Origin of the sequence: Bacillus sp. 3255 (assembly GCF_031456485.1) — a bacterium.
GTDB lineage: Bacteria > Bacillota > Bacilli > Paenibacillales > NBRC-103111 > Paenibacillus_E.
On sequence record NZ_JAVDUS010000025.1, the window covers coordinates 14,698 to 33,683 of the forward strand.

The 18,986-nt window shown below is 51.1% G+C and carries 18 protein-coding genes and 1 other annotated feature; of the genes, 15 read left to right on the forward strand and 3 right to left on the reverse strand.

Annotation, left to right across the window (positions count from 1 at the left end; genetic code table 11):
- Positions 1–11: 11 nt before the first annotated feature.
- The 4 genes from resB to J2X61_RS30540 are packed head-to-tail and all read left to right on the forward strand — an operon-like array spanning position 12 to position 5,577.
- Positions 12–1,673, forward strand: a complete 1,662-nt coding sequence (gene resB / locus J2X61_RS30525) for a cytochrome c biogenesis protein ResB (protein WP_274468037.1) — start codon at positions 12–14, stop codon at positions 1,671–1,673.
- Positions 1,670–2,929 (forward strand): cytochrome c biogenesis protein CcsA, encoded by a 1,260-nt coding sequence (ccsA, locus tag J2X61_RS30530; protein ID WP_274468038.1) that lies wholly within the window; start codon positions 1,670–1,672, stop codon positions 2,927–2,929. Before resB ends, ccsA begins: the two co-directional genes overlap by 4 nt.
- Before the next feature lie 37 nt (positions 2,930–2,966).
- Positions 2,967–3,680, forward strand: a complete 714-nt coding sequence (locus J2X61_RS30535) for a response regulator transcription factor (RefSeq protein WP_274468039.1) — start codon at positions 2,967–2,969, stop codon at positions 3,678–3,680.
- Between the two features lies 1 nt (position 3,681).
- Positions 3,682–5,577, forward strand: a complete 1,896-nt coding sequence (locus J2X61_RS30540) for an ATP-binding protein (protein ID WP_274468040.1) — start codon at positions 3,682–3,684, stop codon at positions 5,575–5,577.
- Between the two features lie 132 nt (positions 5,578–5,709).
- On the opposite strand, the gene serA is transcribed toward J2X61_RS30540, so the two are convergent.
- On the reverse strand, positions 5,710–7,290 hold the full coding sequence (gene serA, locus J2X61_RS30545; protein WP_310193579.1) for a phosphoglycerate dehydrogenase: 1,581 nt from the start codon (positions 7,288–7,290) through the stop codon (positions 5,710–5,712).
- Between the two features lie 75 nt (positions 7,291–7,365).
- Positions 7,366–7,597, reverse strand: a binding site (T-box leader).
- A 246-nt stretch (positions 7,598–7,843) separates the two neighbouring features.
- Here serA and J2X61_RS30550 point away from each other — a divergent pair.
- Entirely contained in the window at positions 7,844–8,167 is a 324-nt protein-coding gene (locus J2X61_RS30550; protein WP_274468042.1) for a rhodanese-like domain-containing protein, read from the forward strand.
- A 51-nt stretch (positions 8,168–8,218) separates the two neighbouring features.
- Here J2X61_RS30550 and J2X61_RS30555 read toward each other — a convergent pair whose 3' ends face one another.
- Positions 8,219–9,139 carry a hypothetical protein gene (locus J2X61_RS30555; protein WP_274468043.1) on the reverse strand — a complete coding sequence of 307 codons (921 nt, stop codon included), beginning with the start codon at positions 9,137–9,139 and terminating at the stop codon, positions 8,219–8,221.
- Between the two features lie 84 nt (positions 9,140–9,223).
- Here J2X61_RS30555 and J2X61_RS30560 point away from each other — a divergent pair, with 84 nt between their 5' ends.
- From J2X61_RS30560 to J2X61_RS30570, 3 genes are all read left to right on the forward strand, one after another.
- Positions 9,224–9,835 (forward strand): CPBP family intramembrane glutamic endopeptidase, encoded by a 612-nt coding sequence (locus J2X61_RS30560; protein ID WP_310193582.1) that lies wholly within the window; start codon positions 9,224–9,226, stop codon positions 9,833–9,835.
- Complete coding sequence (locus tag J2X61_RS30565; RefSeq protein ID WP_274468045.1) at positions 9,832–10,047, forward strand: hypothetical protein; 216 nt, start codon at positions 9,832–9,834, stop codon at positions 10,045–10,047. Before J2X61_RS30560 ends, J2X61_RS30565 begins: the two co-directional genes overlap by 4 nt.
- 106 nt (positions 10,048–10,153) lie before the next feature.
- Entirely contained in the window at positions 10,154–11,809 is a 1,656-nt protein-coding gene (locus J2X61_RS30570; protein WP_310193586.1) for a stalk domain-containing protein, read from the forward strand.
- 43 nt (positions 11,810–11,852) lie between these two features.
- Here J2X61_RS30570 and J2X61_RS30575 read toward each other — a convergent pair whose 3' ends face one another.
- Positions 11,853–12,707, reverse strand: coding sequence for a polysaccharide deacetylase family protein (locus tag J2X61_RS30575; protein ID WP_274468047.1), 855 nt, complete (start codon positions 12,705–12,707; stop codon positions 11,853–11,855).
- Positions 12,708–12,888: 181 nt separating this feature from the next.
- Here J2X61_RS30575 and J2X61_RS30580 point away from each other — a divergent pair, with 181 nt between their 5' ends.
- The 7 genes from J2X61_RS30580 (at position 12,889) to J2X61_RS30610 (ending at position 18,979) form a co-directional block, all read left to right on the forward strand.
- Entirely contained in the window at positions 12,889–13,245 is a 357-nt protein-coding gene (locus J2X61_RS30580; protein ID WP_274468048.1) for a hypothetical protein, read from the forward strand.
- A gap of 245 nt (positions 13,246–13,490) precedes the next feature.
- Entirely contained in the window at positions 13,491–14,096 is a 606-nt protein-coding gene (locus tag J2X61_RS30585; protein WP_274468049.1) for a genetic competence negative regulator, read from the forward strand.
- A gap of 130 nt (positions 14,097–14,226) precedes the next feature.
- Positions 14,227–15,726, forward strand: coding sequence for a DnaB-like helicase C-terminal domain-containing protein (locus J2X61_RS30590; RefSeq protein ID WP_310193590.1), 1,500 nt, complete (start codon positions 14,227–14,229; stop codon positions 15,724–15,726).
- A gap of 93 nt (positions 15,727–15,819) precedes the next feature.
- Entirely contained in the window at positions 15,820–16,530 is a 711-nt protein-coding gene (gene prsW, locus J2X61_RS30595; RefSeq protein ID WP_274468052.1) for a glutamic-type intramembrane protease PrsW, read from the forward strand.
- A 55-nt stretch (positions 16,531–16,585) separates the two neighbouring features.
- The gene (locus tag J2X61_RS30600; protein ID WP_274468054.1) at positions 16,586–16,741 is read left to right on the forward strand and encodes a hypothetical protein; all 156 of its coding nucleotides are present in this window, start codon (positions 16,586–16,588) and stop codon (positions 16,739–16,741) included.
- 108 nt (positions 16,742–16,849) lie between these two features.
- Positions 16,850–18,223 carry a germination protein YpeB gene (ypeB, locus tag J2X61_RS30605; RefSeq protein ID WP_310193593.1) on the forward strand — a complete coding sequence of 458 codons (1,374 nt, stop codon included), beginning with the start codon at positions 16,850–16,852 and terminating at the stop codon, positions 18,221–18,223.
- 72 nt (positions 18,224–18,295) lie between these two features.
- Positions 18,296–18,979 carry a flagellar brake protein gene (locus J2X61_RS30610; protein WP_310193596.1) on the forward strand — a complete coding sequence of 228 codons (684 nt, stop codon included), beginning with the start codon at positions 18,296–18,298 and terminating at the stop codon, positions 18,977–18,979.
- Positions 18,980–18,986 lie beyond the last annotated feature (7 nt).

Below are 18,986 nucleotides of genomic sequence, written 5' to 3' on the forward strand. Positions count from 1 at the left end.
GGGAGGTCGTCATGTTTTACAACACCAAATGCGATTGTGGGCATCAGAATCCCACCGGCACAACGCTCTGCGAATCTTGCGGCAATCCGCTGATTGATAGCGAAGGCCGAGATATTCTGGAAATGCGTTATGACGGGATGGCCCGCCGTTCACAGAAATCGAATCCCTCTCTGCTGGATAAAGTCTGGAATTTCTTCTCCTCGGTTAAAATAGCGGTATGGATCATTTTCATAACGCTCCTGGCGTCGGCTGTGGGAACGATCTATCCCCAAGAAAATACGTTCCTGGATATGGACCCTGCCCAATACTATGCGCAAAGCTACGGAAAGCTGGGGACGATCTATTATCAGCTCGGCTTTTCACATACGTTCAGTTCGTGGTGGTTCATCACCCTCTTGTTCATGATCGGTACTTCCCTCGTCATCTGTTCTCTGGACCGGGTGCTGCCGCTTTACCGGGCTTTATCGAAGCAGCAAATCCGCAAGCATCTCAATTTCTTGACGAGACAGAAAGTGACGCTCGCCGCAGAGCTGCCTCCAGGCACGAATGAAACCGAATGGACGAATCAGTTCGGGGCAATTTTGCGCAAAAAAAACTACCGCGTACATACGGACGGATCGGCGCTGCTTGCGGAGAAATACCGTTTCAGCCGTTGGGGCCCTTATATCAATCATATCGGGCTGATTATTTTTCTCTTAGGCGTGCTTATGCGGAGCATCCCCGGTTGGCACATGGATGAATACATGGGCGTTCTCGAAGGGGAAACGAAACAAATTCCGCATACGTCTTATTTTATCAAGAATGAGAAGTTCACGTTAGAGCTTTATGATGAGAAGGAATTGCCGGAAAGCGTGAAGGCCAAAGGGCAGGTGGTCGCGAAGACGTATGAAACCAAAGCTGTCCTGTACCACTGTTCGGCCAATTGCGATGATCCCACCAAGGAACCGGTTCTGGAAGAAGTGCACAAAGCCGATATTTTGGTGAATCATCCATTGAGTTACAAAGGCTTGCAAGCGTATCAATTTGATTATAAATACGCACCGCTGCTCATCTCGGTGAAGCCGACGCTGAGCAATCCGGCAACGGGAGAGCAGTACGGCAGTTTCGAGCTGCCGATGAACAACCCGAAGGATGTCTACAAGGTCGGCCCGTACACGCTGACGCTGAAAGGCTACTTCCCGGAATTCGGTCTCGAGAAGGGACAGCCGATTTCCAAGTCCAACGAGCCGAAGGCGCCGGCGTTTATTTTCTCGATTACCGGTCCGGGTCTTGCGGCCGCCGGCGAACCGTATTTGTATTTCCCGAGACAGATCGATAAAGAAGCATTCTCGCAGGATACCATTAACGGTGCGGTCGCCCAGAAGCTGAAGCTGTCCGTCGGTTCGATGGAAGGCGTGAAGCTGTCCGAATATACGACGTATTTGAATCTTCGGGTGGACAAGGCGATGCCGTATATTTGGGTTGGTTCCGCGATCTTCATGATCGGGGTCATTATGGGCTTCTACTGGCAGCACCGCCGCATTTGGATCCGCATTGACGGAGGCAAGCTAACGCTTGGCGGACATACGAATAAGAACTGGTTCGGTTTGCGCAACGAGGTTGCCGCAGCCTTGAAGAAAAATCATATCGAAGTATTGCCGAAATCATTAGATAATGGAGGGAATCAGGGGTGAATCTCAATTCCGTCAGCAGCACCTTTTTGCTTATCGCCTTCTTCGTTTACCTGGTTGCGTTTCTGCTATTCGTCCTGTCGATCACAGGGAAGAAATGGAGCAACAGAGATCCGGAGAAGCATCAGAAACAATGGGGGTTCGTCGCCTACCTGACCGCTGTACTCGGTTTTGCGTGCCAAGTCACCTTCTTCTTCACGAGATGGGCGGAAGCGGGGCATATCCCAACCTCCAATATGTATGAATTCATGACGTTCTTAGGCATGATGATCATGTTTGCCTTCTTGATCGTCTACCTGATCTATCGTACGCCGGTGCTGGGGATCTTCGCCTTGCCGATCGGCTTCATCATCATCGCTTACGCCTCGGTGTTCCCGAGCGAAGTTCAGCCGTTAATACCGGCTCTGCAAAGCTACTGGCTCAAAATTCACGTGACCACGGCGGCAGCCGGCGAGGCGTTCTTCGGAGTCGGTTTTGCCGGCGGGCTCATGTACCTCTTGCGTGCGGTTGACTACAAAGGAACTTCCGAGACCGACAAACGCGAGCAGAGGGGCGTCGAGCTTACGCTCTTTTTCATCTTGATGCTGGTTGCCTTCATCGCGTCTATTTTCACATTCAACGGGTCCGGCTATAAAGCGGTATTCGCCAAAGAAGTGGTCGTCGTGGATGCGCAAGGCCAGCAGCAAACGAATACGACGAATGAAACGTATGTACTGCCGCCTATCGTGCAGCCTTACGACACGAAAGTTGTAGAAATGAAGCCGTTTCTCGGCATGACCGAGCCTCTATTCACGGCGCCGTCCTGGATGGAAGGCGCAAGCGCAGGCCGTAAGCTGAATACGGTCATCTGGTCGGTACTCGGCGGGCTAGTGCTGTACGTTTTAGCACGGCTCGTCGCCCGCAAGCCATTGGGCGCTGCGATCGGTCCGGTCGTGAAAGGCATGGATCCCGAGGATCTCGATGAGATCTCTTACAGGGCGATTGCGATCGGCTATCCGATCTTTACGCTGGGCGCATTGATTTTCGCTATGATTTGGGCGCAGGAGGCCTGGGGCCGCTTCTGGGGCTGGGATCCCAAAGAGGTGTGGGCGCTTATCACCTGGCTATTCTACGCGGTGTTCCTGCACCTTCGCTTGTCCAAAGGGTGGCAGGGCAAGAAATCCGCTTGGCTCACGGTCATTGGCTTTATCGTGGTTATGTTTACGTTAGTTGGGGTAAACCTTGTTATTGCAGGGCTGCACTCCTATGCAGGTGTATAATTCATCGAACTTAATTCAGATAAGGATGTGAAGCTCCATGGAAATGAAAGCCAGCATACTCGTAGTTGATGATGAAGAACGGATTCGCCGGCTGCTGCGCATGTATTTGGAGAAAGAAGGCTATATCATCGAAGAGGCGGAAGACGGCGAATCCGCGCTGCGCATGGCGACGGAAACGGATTATGACCTCGTGCTGCTCGATGTGATGCTTCCCGGCATCGACGGCATTGAAGTGTGCGCGCGCCTGCGTCAGGTGAAGTCTACGCCGGTTATTATGCTGACGGCCAAAGGGGAGGAGACGAATAGGGTCTCCGGCTTTGAAGTCGGCGCTGACGACTATGTCGTGAAGCCGTTCTCCCCGCGCGAAGTGATTTACCGGGTCAAAGCGATTCTTCGCCGCTCCTCGGCGACGGCGTACTTGTCGAAGGATGCGAGTTCCAGCAACAATATCGTGTTCCCGAACTTGATTATCGAGCACGATGCTCACCGGGTAACGGCAGGCGGGCAGGAAGTGGCGTTGACTCCGAAGGAGTACGAGCTGCTGCACTACTTGGCCGTATCGCCGGACAAAGTGTTCTCGCGTGAAGAATTGCTCAAGGATGTATGGAACTATGAGTTTTTCGGAGATCTGCGGACGGTGGATACCCACGTGAAGAGACTCCGTGAAAAATTAAACAAAGTTTCCCCGGACGCTGCAGCGATGATTACGACGGTATGGGGAGTAGGCTATAAGCTAGAGGTGCCGAAATAACGTGTTTATTTTCAGAAGCGTCGTAGGTAAGCTGTGGCTCACGATCATTGGCCTAGTTGGGGTAGTACTGCTCATACTAGGTCTTTTTCTTGTCAATTATATGGGAAATTATTTTTCACAGGCCAAAGATCAGAAAGAGAACATGGAGAAGCTGGCCCGGAATTTCTCGGAGGAAGCTTCCCATCACATGTACAACGAGCAGTTTTATCAATTAAGCAACGAATTATTGAGCTTTCAAGACGCCAAGATGCTTGTCATTTCCACGGATATGAAAGAAATGATCATGCCTTCGACGCAGTCATCCACCCTTGACAGCTTCCATGCGACGGACTTCTATACGGAAGCCGAGCTTCGCCAAGTGTTTAGCGGTCAAAGCATCGGGAAGCAGATTCACAAGTCGGGTAAAGGCCGCTTCGATAACGGGGATATGTACCTTGTTGTCGCAGTGCCGCTGCGAAATCTACAGGGGAATATCGTAGGGGCGACCTTGATTTATCAATCGCTGCAGTCGCTTGAAGCGACGCAAGCATACATGCTGCGGCTGTTCATCTATGTGTCGATCGTCGGCTTCCTCATGACGACGTCCTTCGCGTTCTTCCTGTTCTCGCGAATTACAAGGCCGCTGCAGCAATTGAAGAAAGCGGCGGATTTCATTACGATGGGCGAGTATGGCACGAGAGTGCCCATCGTGTCCAAAGACGAGATCGGCGAGCTTGCCAAAACGTTCAATCATATGGGCGAGAAAATGCAGGAAAGCATCCGCGCGCTGTCCCAGGAGAAGGAGCACTTGTCAAGCATCTTGCACAGTATGACGGACGCCGTGATTACGCTTGATGCGAACGGCTCCGTGATGCTGACGAATCCCCAAGGGGAGAAGATCGTGCAGGAGTGGAGCGAGATTGAATGGTCCGAGGACGAGGAAGAAACGAGGCGGTTCCGCAAGCCGGATACGGCCCTTGGCGATTGGGGCTTGGTAAGCTACAGCAACCCGTATCTGATTCCGATTCCGGTGCCGCTCATTCCGCTGTTCGAGGCGGTCGTCGACGAGTCCAAGGAAGCCGCCACGAAGATTCACGTCCAGAACAGCGTCTGGTCCGTTGCCATGACGCCGCTCTATACGAGCGAGCAGAGTGAGCAGGTGCGCGGCGCCGTAGCCGTTCTTCGTAACGTAACGGAGGAGGAGCTCCTCGATAAGATGCGTAAAGACTTCGTGGCGAACGTATCGCACGAGCTGCGTACGCCGATCTCGATGCTGCAGGGCTATAGCGAAGCCCTGCTCGACGATATCCCCTCCACGCCGGAGGAGCGCGTGGAGCTGGTGCAGGTCATTCACGACGAGTCGCTCCGCATGGGACGTCTCGTCCGCGACCTGCTCGATCTGGCCCGGATGGAGGCCGGCCATCTCGAGATGGTGTTCAGGGAGGTCGAAGTCGACTCCCTGTTGAAGCGGATGCAGCGCAAGTTCCAGGTGCTGGCCAAAGAGCGCGGCATCGCACTGAATCTGGCGCTGCCGGAAGAGCCGCTCATCCTCAGCCGTGCGGATGAGGACCGGCTGGAGCAGGTGCTGACGAACCTGCTCGATAATGCCTTCCGGCATACGGGCTCCGGAGCGCGTATTGCCATGAAGGGAGAGCAGGCAGCGTATAAGGGCAAGCCTGCGATCCGGATCGAAGTGTCCGACGAAGGACAGGGCATTCCGGCCGACGACCTGCCGTTCATCTTCGAGCGCTTCTACAAGGCGGATAAGGCCCGCACACGCGGTTCGTCCGGAGGAACGGGACTGGGGCTTGCTATCGTCAGGAACATCGTAGAGGCTCATTACGGCCTTGTCACGGCGCAAAGCGCAGTAGGCCAAGGGACAACCTTTACGCTGCTGCTGCCATGTCAGCCGAAATAACACTTTTGTCACAATTTCGACATAAAATAGGCGTTTGCTGGAGGTTTTCTCCGCAAACGCCTTTTCATTTTGTAGAATATTCAGACAAAATCTTGTTGTTCGTGAAACACTTTGAACCTTAAGCCTTCGGCTTTACACCGTCAGAGCGCGAACATTCACGATTTCGGCTTGTTTGGTCAGCTCAGCCAATACTTCGGAAGGAGCTGGTTTATCGATGGTCAGCAGCATGATGGCAGAGCCGCCGATCACCTTACGTCCGACCTGCATGGTCGCGATGTTCACATTGTTGCTGCCGAGAAGCGTTCCTACACGACCGATGATACCCGGTTTATCGTTGTGGGAGATGAGCAGCAGATTGCCTTCAGGGGAGAAGTCAACCGGATATTGGTCGATGCGTACAATGCGCTCTCCATAGCCGGCCAGTAATGTACCGGCAAGTGTTTTCTCTTCTTGTTTCGTTTTGACCGTAACGGTAACGAGATTCGTGAAGGAGCTCGCTGTGTTCGATTTCTGAACGACGATGTTGACATCCCGCGATTTCGCCAAGTGCATGGCATTGACAATGTTGACGCCTTCCAGTTGATTTTCGAACACACCTTTGACGATATAACGATTTAATTGGCCTGTATCCACATCCATCAGGTCGCCGGCATAGTTAACGACGATTTCGTATACGGCGCCTTGGGTGATTTGGCCAAGGATGGAGCCGATTTTTTCGCCGAGACCGAAGTAAGGCTGCAGCTTGCTTAAGACGTTCGGTGCGACCGGAGGCAAGTTCACCGCGTTTTTGAACGGCTCGTTGCGCAGAATATGAAGCACTTCCTCGGAAACGTCGATCGCAACGTTCTCTTGAGCTTCAATTGTCGAAGCGCCAAGGTGAGGGGTGACGATGATTTTCGGGTTGTTCAAGAACGGGTGATCCTTCTGCGGAGGCTCCACCTCAAATACGTCGAACGCAGCGCCGGCCACGATGCCTTGATCGATCGCTTCGACCATCGCCATTTCGTCGATGATACCGCCGCGTGCGCAGTTGATGAGGCGCATGCCCGGTTTCATAATTTCGAATTGCGGCTTCGAAATCAGGTGGCGCGTTTCTGGCGTCAGCGGTGTATGCACGGTGATGAAGTCCGCTTTCTGCACGATTTCATTCACGGTTCCAAGCTTAACGCCCAGCTTCTCAGCGCGCTCTTCCGTCAAGAACGGGTCATACCCGATCACTTCCATGCCGAAGACTTTGGCGCGTTTGGCCACTTCGCTTCCGATACGTCCCATACCGAGAATACCGAGTGTTTTGTAGCGAAGCTCAACACCGATAAATTTGCGGTCCCATTCGCCGCCGACCGTTTTCTTGTAGGCTTGCGGAATCATACGCGCAGTGGACATCATCATTGCGAATGTCAGCTCGCAGGTTGCGATGGTGTTGCCGTCCGGCGCATTGATCACGATGATACCGCGTTTGGTTGCAGCTTCCAGATCAATGTTGTCGACGCCGACACCGGCGCGGCCGATAACTTTGAGCTTGCCGGCAGCCGCCATGATTTTCTCGGTTACTTTGGTTTGGCTGCGAACGAGCAGGGCGTCATAGTCGCCGATAATAGCTACAAGCTCATCTTCGGACAGACCTGTTTGTTTGGCCACTTCAACATCAGCTGCATCATAAAGCATTTGAATTCCCATGTCACTAATTGGATCGGATACTAGAACCTTGAACATAAATTAGAACCCTCCTTAGAATATGAACATAAAAAAAACTCCCAACCCTCCGGAACAGACACGTAGGTCTATATCCAAAGGGACGAGAGATTGCTTTCGTGGTACCACCCTAGTTCGCCGCCCATTCGCATGGGAAGCCTCAATCGGTCTTGCGACCTGGAACGGTAACGTGTTCCTTGTCCGATTGCATCTACTCATGTTCAATGCAATAACTCTGGAGTGCTCCGCAAAAAGTTCGCTGCCAATTCTCACCACCCATTGGCTCTCTGAATGCTACTTGCTTGCTTGGCTCCGTCAACGCTTTACTGTAATGCAATTTTGATTTTCATTAGATTACCATGCGTTTGAAGTCGTGTCAATACATGTCGAATCATTTTTACAGGAAAAAAATAATTAACTGTATGGCGCCTGACTCCAAAGCTTTTTGTTTATTTTATAGTAAGCTTGATGAGAAAGCAATGCTATTTTTGCTTGAACTTTGGCTTATAATTCGATATCGTACTGAATAAACAGATGCTGCTCGAATGACAGCAGCCGAAAGGGAGTGCCGAACATGGAAGTAACCAGTATGCATCCGCAGAAGTTTGTCGAAGCTCTGCAGGGGCAGGAATTGAAGAATAGCGTAATTATCGATGTTCGGGAACAGCATGAATGGGACTATTATCATCTGGAGGAGGCTCTTCTCATTCCGATGGGGCAAATTCCGCACCGCTTAGGGGAACTCCCGGATGATAAAGATATTTATCTGGTGTGTGCGCATGGCGTGCGCAGCTATCGGGTGGCGGAGTACTTGCTGGATAACGGCTTCGAGCGCGTCATTAATGTGGATGGCGGCATGGCTGCCGTTGGTATGCTGCGTGGTTTCCAATACGATTGAAGAATACGGAAAGGGAGTTAAGCGAATACGACGCTTAACTCCCTTTCGGCATTAGTTCACATCCGAGAAAAACGGCAATTGCGGCAGCGGTTCGTTCCCGTACCATTTCGCTTTCCCTTTGACGAAGTCGCCGGTTCGCACGGCATTCGTGCTGAGCAGCAGCTCCATCGTCTTATTGACGTCGGCGATGTTCATTTTCTGCACTTGGCCGGAGGCGATAAATTCATCGATGCGGATCGTCAAATCCTGCGGGTAGAACGGAGTGAAGGCTTTGTTTTTCAGCAGCTTGGCCGTTATGTATAAATTTTTGACATTCAGATTCATGGCGCGCCATTGATCCAAATTCGCATTATTGTTGGGATCGAAATTCTCGATATCCGGATCGATCGTGCCGTTCCAAGCTACAATCGCTTCATAATAGTTCTTCTGTGACGTTAGCGCCTGTGTTTTGGCCTCCAGCATATACGCGTCCTTGTTAATCGTGTCGAGCAGCTGCGGGCCGCTCATGCTGTTGGCTTTGGCCTGAAAGTTTTTGAGCGTATCCGCGAACAGCTTCAAGCTTTTGAGATAGCTTTGATGCGATTGCACGAGCAGCGGAGACGACGCCGGCATATTCTTGCCTTGGAGCTCGGTATATTTCTCATCGGCCAGCTTCTGCAGCTCTTTCAGAACGGCGGCGGCATCGACGGTTGAATTGCCGTTCTCGATTTGGCCCATCAGTTCAAACCATTTATTCTGAAATTCCCTAAAGGGCAAAAAGATGGTATGGTAATAAGATACGAGTACCTGCTGGTCGTAAGCTCCGAGTTCCTGCACGACCGCTTTGTCGGCGTTCAGCACTTTTTCGTACTTCTGATCCGATTTCTCCTGGCCGATTTTCAATCCGTAGAAGAAGGCGCCGAGTATACAAACGAGCATAAAGATAAACATGAGGGCGAATAAATAATCAGTGCGGGTAAGACGCTTATCCATAATCAAGCTCCTTATTCTCTCTTTTCATTTAGTATAGGTGAAACAGTTATAAAAGGGAATATGCGAGGAAATGAGGCTGTATCGATGAAAAAATTCGATTTTAAGAATATCCGCTTCGGCAAGGTCGATGTGAATGATCTGAATGACCGAACTTTATTGCTCAATCTGTACATAACCCAACTGCTTACGCTTATTATCGGAATCATCATCGTATTTTTTCAGAGCAATAATAAGATTATTTCGATGTTCACGTTTCAAGGCGGTTATTCGATATTCATATGGGGGAGTTTATTCGCCATTGCCGTGCTCGGTGTCGACGTGCTGATTTCCAGATGGGTGCCTAAAGAAGTGTCGGATGACGGCGGCATCAATGAAATGATTTTCGGCAATCGGCCGCTCTGGCATATCGCAGTCATTTCTTTCATTGTCGCGGTCTGTGAGGAAATCTTGTTTCGCGGTGCGATTCAGCATGCTTGGGGACCTTATTGGACCAGTATCTTGTTCGCGGCTATCCATATTCGGTACTTGCAGCATTGGCTGATGACGGGGATGGTTTTCAGTATCAGCTATGGTCTCGGGTGGATCTATGTGCAGACCGGGAGCCTGTGGACGCCGATCGTCGCCCATTTCATCATAGATTTCGTGATGGGCTGCATACTTCGTTATAGCAAGGAGGAGGAAAAACAGAACGCATGAATGCAGGGGAAAGAATGCCTTCCAGGTCCGGGAGGCGGCCGGTAGAAGCCGAAGAAGATGATACGTATTTACCGCCGCGCAAAGCTGTGCATCCCTCTGAACGGGGGAAATGGACCCGGATTTTTTATCTGATTTTACTCTGGCTGTTTGTCATACTGGTCATTTCATTAACGGTGTGGGGAATCAAATACTCGGATGCATATGCCAGCTAAAATCTCCCAATTGAAGGTAAGTTGTCTATAACTAGCAGAGAAGCTATGATAGATTCATAGTTTCTTTTTTGTTTTTGCTTATTCATAGACAGGAGGATTTATGGAAATGAAGGCCACGTTCTCACGCAAATGGATGACACTTATACAAATGTTGGCGATCACGTTATTGTTCTTATCAAGTTTCACATGGACGGCGAAGCCATCTTATGCGCTCTCTTATGGGTACCAGCCGTACCCGAAGGGGGATGTCGGTATCGCGCGGCCGGACATCGGCGTGAATCTTGAACTGAGCGAAGGGATTTCGCCGCAAAGCTATCATTTTTATTTGAATGATCAGGAGATGAAGATTGCCTATGACCCCGTATCGGTCAAATACGTCTATAAACCGGAAGCTGATCTGGCGCCAGGCAATTATCATGCCCGTTTGACGTTCTCCTTCGATGGCTATGAGCCGGTACAGATTACGTGGGATTTCACGGTTCTGAACAATCCGGTTGCACTCGCCACGGTCACGACGCCCGAACAGCAGCAGGGGCTGCAGGCGATTAACGATTACCGCGTTAAGCTGGGGCTGCCGAAAGTGAAGTTCAGCGACGCTCTGAATACAGCGGCCCAGAAGCATGCGCAGTATTTGGCCCGCAATAAGATTGATCCGATTCGAACGTCGGTATCCTTGCACGAGGAAGATGCATCGCTGCCGGGGTCTATCGGCAAGACACTTACGGAACGCATGCAGTATGTCGGTTATACGAGGGCGAGCGGAGAGGACGTTGCCTATAATCGCGTGTCGCTCGTAGAAGCCATCGACAGTCTGTTCGATGCCCCCTATCACCGCTCTCCCTTCATGGTGCCGGGACTCGTGGAGGTTGGAGTCTACAAGGAAGGCAATTATCATGTCGTTGAGTTCGGTTTCTCCGACGGTGTGACGCCGGAGCTCGTCGTATCGCCGGGAAGCAATGACGGCTATGTACCGACCGTCTTCGACGGGCACGAGACACCCGATCCGATCCGCATCCACGCCGCAGCGGATTATCCGGTCGGGTACCCGATTATGGCGGCGATTAACGGACCCCGCGTGAAGCGGGTCAGCTTGGACGAAGCGGAGCTGCATGACGAGAGCGGACAGGCCGTCACGTTGTTGAAGAACGAGCCCGGCAAGGACGATCATCTGGACCGAGAGGTGATTCTCCTCCCTGCGAAGCCCCTTGCCTTGGATACCACTTACACGGCCAAAATTAAGCTGACGGCGACGATGGCGGATGGCAGTACGCAGCCGTTTTCGAAGGAATGGTCGTTCCGTACAGAGCCGGTTGCCGGTATGGGCGTGCTTAAGCTGCATCAAGACGCGGCGGCGTACACGCTGCAGATGGGCAACTTCGGACTAAGCCGCAGTCACCTCGTTTCCTTCGGATTGGATGCGGACAAGTACATGGTTGACCTCATTCCCTATCCGATGAAGCAGAAGCCGTACATTCAGGAAGGCACGTCTTATCTATACATCAGGGACCTTGCCGCGGCGCTCGGCGCAACGGTGGAATGGGACGACGCGAAGAAAGCTGCGGTGTACAAGAAAAATGACAAGACGATCATCTTCTATACGAGCCGTAATGCTTATAACCTGAACGGTGTGGAGCATACAACGGATTCTGCGGCGAAGCTCGTCAATGAAACGACGATGATTCCCGTTCGGCTGCTAGCCGAAACGCTGGGTGCGAATGTGTCCTATGTAGAGAGCACGAGAACGGTGAATATCAGCTATTAAACAATGCAAGAGCCAGAATGTCCGAGGACGTTCTGGCTCTTGTTTATCTCATTTCCAGCTCAATCGAGTTCGGATCGACGAAGCTGTACCCTTTATCTTCAAGCTGCGTCAGGAGCGAATCCAATGCTTTGACCGTCCATGGCAATTCATGCATCAAAATATTGCTGCCGCCGTGGAGCTGCTTCATCACATTCTCGATCACCTTGTTCGGATCGTTCTTCTGGTTCGTCATTTCCCAATCGAGCGAGCCGTTGGACCATGTCATGTAAAGCATGTTGTTCGCTTTCACTTTCGCTTTCAAGTAATCGTTGCCTGAACCGAAAGGCGGCCTGAAAAATTGCGGAGCCTGGCCTGTCAGCTCTTTCACGATTTTTTGAACGTCATCGACCTGTTGATCGATCTGGGCGTTCGGCATGTCTTTCAAATTCTCGTGATCCCAGGCATGATTGCCGATGATATTGCCGCTCTCGTGGATAAGCTTGACGAGCTCCGGCTTTTGCTTGATGCGGTATCCGTTCAGGAAGAATATCGCTTTGGCGTTATGCTTCTTCAGAATATCGATCAACGATTGATTCATTTCAAGTTCTTTGGGTCCATCGTCAAAAGTCAAGAGAATGACTTTTTTATTCCCGTTCGGGTCATTCGGCACGATATCATAGTTTTTGTTCATATGATAATTCTTGGTGACCGCAGGCGGCTTGGACGGCTCTGGCGTCGGCGTCGGGCTTGCAGCTGGCGTTGCGGTCGGCGATGCCGCAGGTGAAGCAGTCGGCGCTGTCACAGCGGCGGTTGTAGGCGCTGCCGAGTCTCCAGCAGCGGCGCTTTTGGCAGGCGGATTGTCACTGCAAGCTGCTAGCAGCAGCATCATGCTGATTAATAATACACTGGCTTTACTCATTTTCTACGATTCTCCCTCAGACTATTTAGCTTTGCAGGTCAATGGATAAGTCTCTACATATAGTACCACATTTGCCGAAGAACATATCTCCTATGTTTTCCTACTTTCTCGAGGTATGCCCTCCGCCCATCTCGCACAACCTATGAAGGATTCATACTACATTCACATGGAGGGAGACCCAATGAAGATAGGTGCATTTTTATTAGGTGGCATTGCCGGAGCGGCTGCGGTCGTTTATTGGAATCGCAAAAGCAAATCGATGCTATTCTCCGCGTTCAGCTCTTCCAGCGAATCGATGGGGAAAGTCGTTGACAAGGCAAAAGACACTTTCGTAAACAAATCCTTCAACGAGTCCGCCGTCAAAAACTTTTCGAATATGGCTTCCAATTCAGCTTCAAACACTGCGGCAAACACCGGTGCAAACGCTAGCGGGGGCCTGAATCAAGTGGAGAAAATCGTCAAAGAAGACCCGCATTTGCGAGTGACGGTGAACGAAATTCTTGAAGCAAACAAGGAAAAAGCGTCAACCATCCAATAGATAAAGGCGAAGGCACAGTACGGCATACCCACGGGGCCGGCTGTGCTTTTTCTTTTTATACATAACTTGCGCGTGCATTTGGATTGAAATAGTGTTAACATGTAGGTGAAAACGATATGAGGAAACATGTCCATTTCGTTTTCCGAGGTTCACATTTTTGCTTTTTTATCATATTCTGTTTTAATAAGATGACCATGCTTTCGATGCAGGCTTTCCAGTCGGAAAGCTCAAAGGAGGATCCTATCATGAAAATAGAACGCTTAAGTCAGGATAAGATACGGATTTTCCTAACATTCGATGACTTAACTGAACGCGGAATTCAAAAGGACGACATGTGGAGAGAAATCCCCAAAGTACACGAGCTATTCAGTGAAATGATGGATCAGGCTTACTCGGAGCTCGGATTCGACCCGTCCGGCCCGCTTGCAGTCGAAGTGTTCGCACTTCCGGCGCAAGGGATGGTCGTTATAGTGACCAGAGGCAAGCTCGATCTGTATGCGAATTCAGACGCCTATGACGATCATGAACCTGAAGAAGTGTATGAGATGGAAGTAACGCTTGAACAAAGCGATTTGATCTCCTATGCGTTCCGTGACTTTGAAGATCTGCTGCGTGCATCCAAAGTAATTAATCCGCTGCTCATAGAAGGCGGTACCCTGTATTCATACAAAGGGAAATATATTTTACAGCTGGAACCTGTTGACCTCGAAGAAGCCAAATACCAAGCGCTAATCGCTGTCTTGTCCGAATATGGAGAGGCTGCTTCCGTGACCCAAGCGGTGCTGGAAGAGTATGGAAAGACGATTATCGCGGACGATGCCGTTAAGGTGCTCTGTCAACATTTCAAATAAACGCCTCTTCTCTCTTTTTTTGTTGTTGAATGAAACAAGCATCTTCAAAAACGACTGTTTTTGTTGATGCTTTTTTTAATTGTAAGTGAATATAGGCATCCAGGTGTCGGGACGATGGGGGAGACGAATGATGAGCATAGACCATAAACGACTTGCGCCTACTTTAGCCGCGGTTGATTTGGATAGTTTGCTGACTTATTACCAGAAACAGATGCGTGAAGAGGCTTATCTCTATTTGCACAGAAGAGGAATTACCGAGGACACGGCGCAGACGTATCGAATCGGTTTCGAAATCGGCAAGATCGGCTTCTATGTCGATCAGAATCAGCTCGGGGATTATTTCGAGCACCGTGTTATCATTCCCGTCCGGAATTACGACGGCGAGATTGTCGACTTGATCGGACGGTCGATTGACAACAAAGAGCCGAAGTACAAAGCGCTGTACGGGCTCGATCAATTTTTGTTCAATTATCAGGCGCTTGAAGAATCCGATGAAGTCATCCTGTGCAACGGGATCTTCGATGTGCTCTCTCTGACGCAGGCCAAAGTTCCTTCCGTCTGCGTGCCGGACAACGGGGTGTTTAAGGAGCATCATCTGGCTTTATTCACAGGGAAGCGCGTCTATATTTGTATGGGGAATGACGATTCCGGCCGGAGAGAATCCGTACGTATTGAAGCGCTCCTGCGGGAGCAGGGGAACGAGACCTACATCATCTCCTTGCCGGAGACGATTCGCGATATTAACGATCTTTTCGTACGTGCGCAAAATCCGGTGGAGGCTTTCCTCGGCTTAGTCCAGCAATCGGTGGAAGAAGCGATGCTGGCTCCGGTAGCGCCGGATAATAAGAACAGTACCGTCTATCTGGAGGAATATATGAAGCGGTTCCGGGGGCAAGTGGCCAGCATTCGTACAGGCTTTGCCAAGCTGGACAATCTGCTCTTCGGCGGCTTCGGCAGCGGCCTGTATTTGCTGGCCGGCGCAGGCGCGATCGGCAAAAGCATGCTGCTCAAGCAGATGGCGGATCATATCGCTCTTGAGGAGACACCGGTTATCTATGTCTCTTGGGACATGACGAACTTCGAATTGTGGTCCCGCAGCATCGCGCGGATCCTTGGCGTCGAACCGCAGAAGGTGCTGGGCGGGAAAGTGGATCCGGAGCAAGTGGCGGAAGCGAACAAGCAGTATGGGCGAATCTCCAAAATGCTCTGGATGCTGGAGTGTACGATGAATACAACGTTGGATCAGGTGGCGGCCTCCATTGAGCGAATCGCCTTAATCGTCGGCAAAGAGCCGGTCATCTTCATCGATCATCTGCAGCGAATCCCGGCTGGAGAGGGTGCCGCGGCCCTGACCTGGCAGCAGCAGCAAGCGGCAATCGCCTATACGCTCAAGCAATGGTCGCGGGAGTGGGATTGCCCGATTATTGCGGCGACCGCCTTGGAGCTGGGCCAGGGGAACGTCCCTGACCGCGTTCAGGCGTCAGCGGATGTGGTCATGATCATGCAGCCGGGACAAGCGGAGGTGGCGGATGCGCAAGCGATTTCGCTGGCTCTGACGAAGAACCGCAATGGCACAACAGGGAATATTCCGCTGCTTTTCCATAATGATCGTGCCTTGTTTACGGAATAAAGCATGGCGATGTCATAGGAACATGTTATAATGTTAGGTGACATTCCGTATGAATGCGAATCGATTGTCTGAAGCGAAAGGGGGAGCCGCACCATGCAAGCACTGCCGATTATCCTAGCAGCCATAGCCCCCGGACTCTCACTGCTCGCTTACTTTTATTTAAAGGACCGATACGAAACGGAACCGATTCATTTGGTCATTCGAATGTTCGTATTCGGTGTTCTGCTCGTTTATCCAACGATGGTCCTGCAGCGTGCGTTGATTGAAGAGTTTGGCGAGGGAACCTTCATCTCTTCCTTTCTTCTGTCCGGTGGCGTTGAGGAGTTTCTGAAATGGTTCGTACTGTATCATTTGATTTTCAGGCATGAGGCCTTCGACGAACCCTATGACGGTATTGTCTATGCCGTTGCCGTCAGCCTGGGTTATGCGACGTTGGAGAACATCATTTATGCTTTCCTCCATGCCACTTCGTTCTCGGCGCTCATGATTCGCGCTCTGCTTCCGGTTTCGGCGCATGCGCTGTTCGGCGTCATGATGGGCTACTATTTGGGGAAAGCGAAATTCGTCCCGCATAAGGCCCGGAGATACTTATGGTTCTCGCTGCTGCTGCCTATTTTCTGGCATGGGTTGTTCGATTATATTTTGCTGTTGTTCACACAGAACTGGGTCTGGGCCATCATCCCGGTCATGGCGTTTCTATGGATTCGCACGATTTGGCGGGTTGACCGAGCGAACGCACACTCGCCGCTGCGCATAGCTTCGAGGGACGACAAGATTAAAGTGAGCAAAAGTGGGCAATACTGAACGGTATAGATGGTAATTCCTGGCTGGAGACCGGAAGCCGTTCGGGAGGGTGTACATGTCGACAACACGCGTGAAAGTTAAAATTCGCTGCCGCCAATGCGGCGAGAAGTTCGTCCTCAAAGGAAAGAAGGAAAAGGGCAAAATCGAAACCGGATTTCGCCAATGCATATGCAGCAACGAACAGGATTTTGAAGTGGAGACCGAGGAATAACGAGAGGCCATTCTTTACGAATAGGCCTCTTTTTGTTGTCATTCTTGTATAAACCTGTCTTCCCGCGCAAAAACTAAGCGCAAGTTAGGGAATGAAAGGAGTATTCGCGTGTATAAAAGATTAAGCATTGTTATGTTTCCATTCCTATTTCTCGCTTTGATCGGCGTTGGGGTGTGGGGGTACTTGGAGCATCAGGAGAAAAATACGATATTGATCAAAGCGGAAAATCAGTATCAGCGGGCGTTCCACGACCTCTCCTTTCACATGGATAAGCTGCACACGGAGCTGGGCAATACGCTTGCAGTGAACTCAACGTCGGAGCCTTCTTACCGCAAAGGTCTTGTTAATGTGTGGCGGCTGACCAGCCAGGCGCAGAGTGACATTACACAACTGCCGCTGACGCTGCTTCCGTTCAATAAAACGGAAGATTTTCTAGCGAATATGGCGAATTTCTCCTACCGGATGTCCGTTCGCGATATGACCAAGCAGCCGCTGACTGAAGACGAAATGAAAACCTTGAACGCGCTGTATACGCATTCGGCTGAAATTACGAATGAAATTCGCGGCGTTCAGGATAAAGTGATGGCGAACAACTTGCGCTGGATGGATGTGGAGCTGGCGCTGGCCTCCGAGAATGAAGTGCACGATAACGCGATTATCGACGGCTTCACCGTCGTGGACAAAAAAGTCGGGGCTTACGAAGAGTTGAACTGGGGTCCTGGCAGCTTGAGCGTCTTTTCCAAAAAAAATATCAGCATGCTCTCCGGCAACGATATGACGGCTGATCAAATCAAGCAGAAAGCTGCGCAGTTCCTCGGTTTGAACGATACGTCGGGCATGCAGATCGTGGAGAACGGCGGCGGCGCTCCCGAATATCAAAGCTTCTCCGTCGTCGTTCCGGGCAGCGACGGCAGCCCCAACAACGTGCAGCTGGACTATTCGAAGAAGGGCGGCCAGCTCATTTACTTTATGAGGCCGCGCGATGTGAAAGAGACCAAGTATGACTTGCGGCAAGCGCGCGATGTCGCCAACGAGTTTCTGGACGGGCATGAATATAAAGATATGAGCGCAGTCAGCTACGACCAGTACCAGAACATCGCGAACATTGTGTTCGCCAAACGCCAGAAGGATGTTACGATTTATCCGCAGCAGTTAAGTGTCAAGGTGGCACTCGATACGCTGGAAGTGCTCGGCCTTCAGGCGTCGGACTATCTGTTCGGCCAGAAGGAGCGCACCATTCCGCAGCCTAAGGTTACGGCGGCCGAAGCGCGCAAACAGCTTAGCCCGAAAATGAAGGTGTCAAGCGAGTCGCTTGCAGTAATCAATAACGAGCTCGACGAAGAAGTGTTCTGTCATGAGTTTACGGGAACCATGAACAATAACATCTACCGTGTCTACATCAATGCGGATTCGGGAGTGGAAGAGAAGATCGAGACCGTCCGTCCGGAGCAGGCGAAAGCCGCTGCCGACGCGGCCAAATGATGAGCGAAAGAAGCGGGCTTCGCGCCACGCTTCTTTTTTATGCTATTCAAATGAAAGCCACGTGGTATAATTGTGTCATATTATGTCGCGGAGGTGCAGAAATTGCTGCCCAAGGTCAATCAGATCTTACATATCCAAATCAACAGCATTGATGATGAAGAGTCCAAAATTGAATACAAATCCCGCATTGCGGATGTAACGGATAACGCGATAGTGATCGAAATTCCGATGAATGAGACAACAGGCCGGCTTAAGAAGCTGCATCACGGCGATGAGCTGAGCACGTTTTACATCGGTCAAGGAGGCGTGAAGCATTATTTCACCACATCGGTGATCGGTGAGCGGCGGGATGTGATTCGTCTTATCGAGCTGCGCAAACCCGAGCCCGAAGCGATTACCCAGGTTCAGCGCCGAAATTTCTTGCGGGTGCCGGCCGAACTGGAAATTGCGGTCAAGCTTTCCCCGCAGATTCAGTTCATTGGCGTGACAGAAGACGTGGGAGGCGGCGGCATTTCATTCGTATACGACGGCCAGGTGCCGATTGGCGTAGGCGCCGCCGTTGCCTGCTGGCTGCTTGTCACGTATAAGAATGGCAGCATCGAGCACATTCCTTTCACAGGCGAATTTGTGCGTGTGAAGCCGATGGATACGGGCAAGCTGCTGGGGATGCTGAGCTTCGTCGAAATAACCGACCGCGACCGTCAGAAGATTATCCGGTTCTGCTTCGAGCGTCAGATGGATTTCCGCAAAAGATAAACGCATG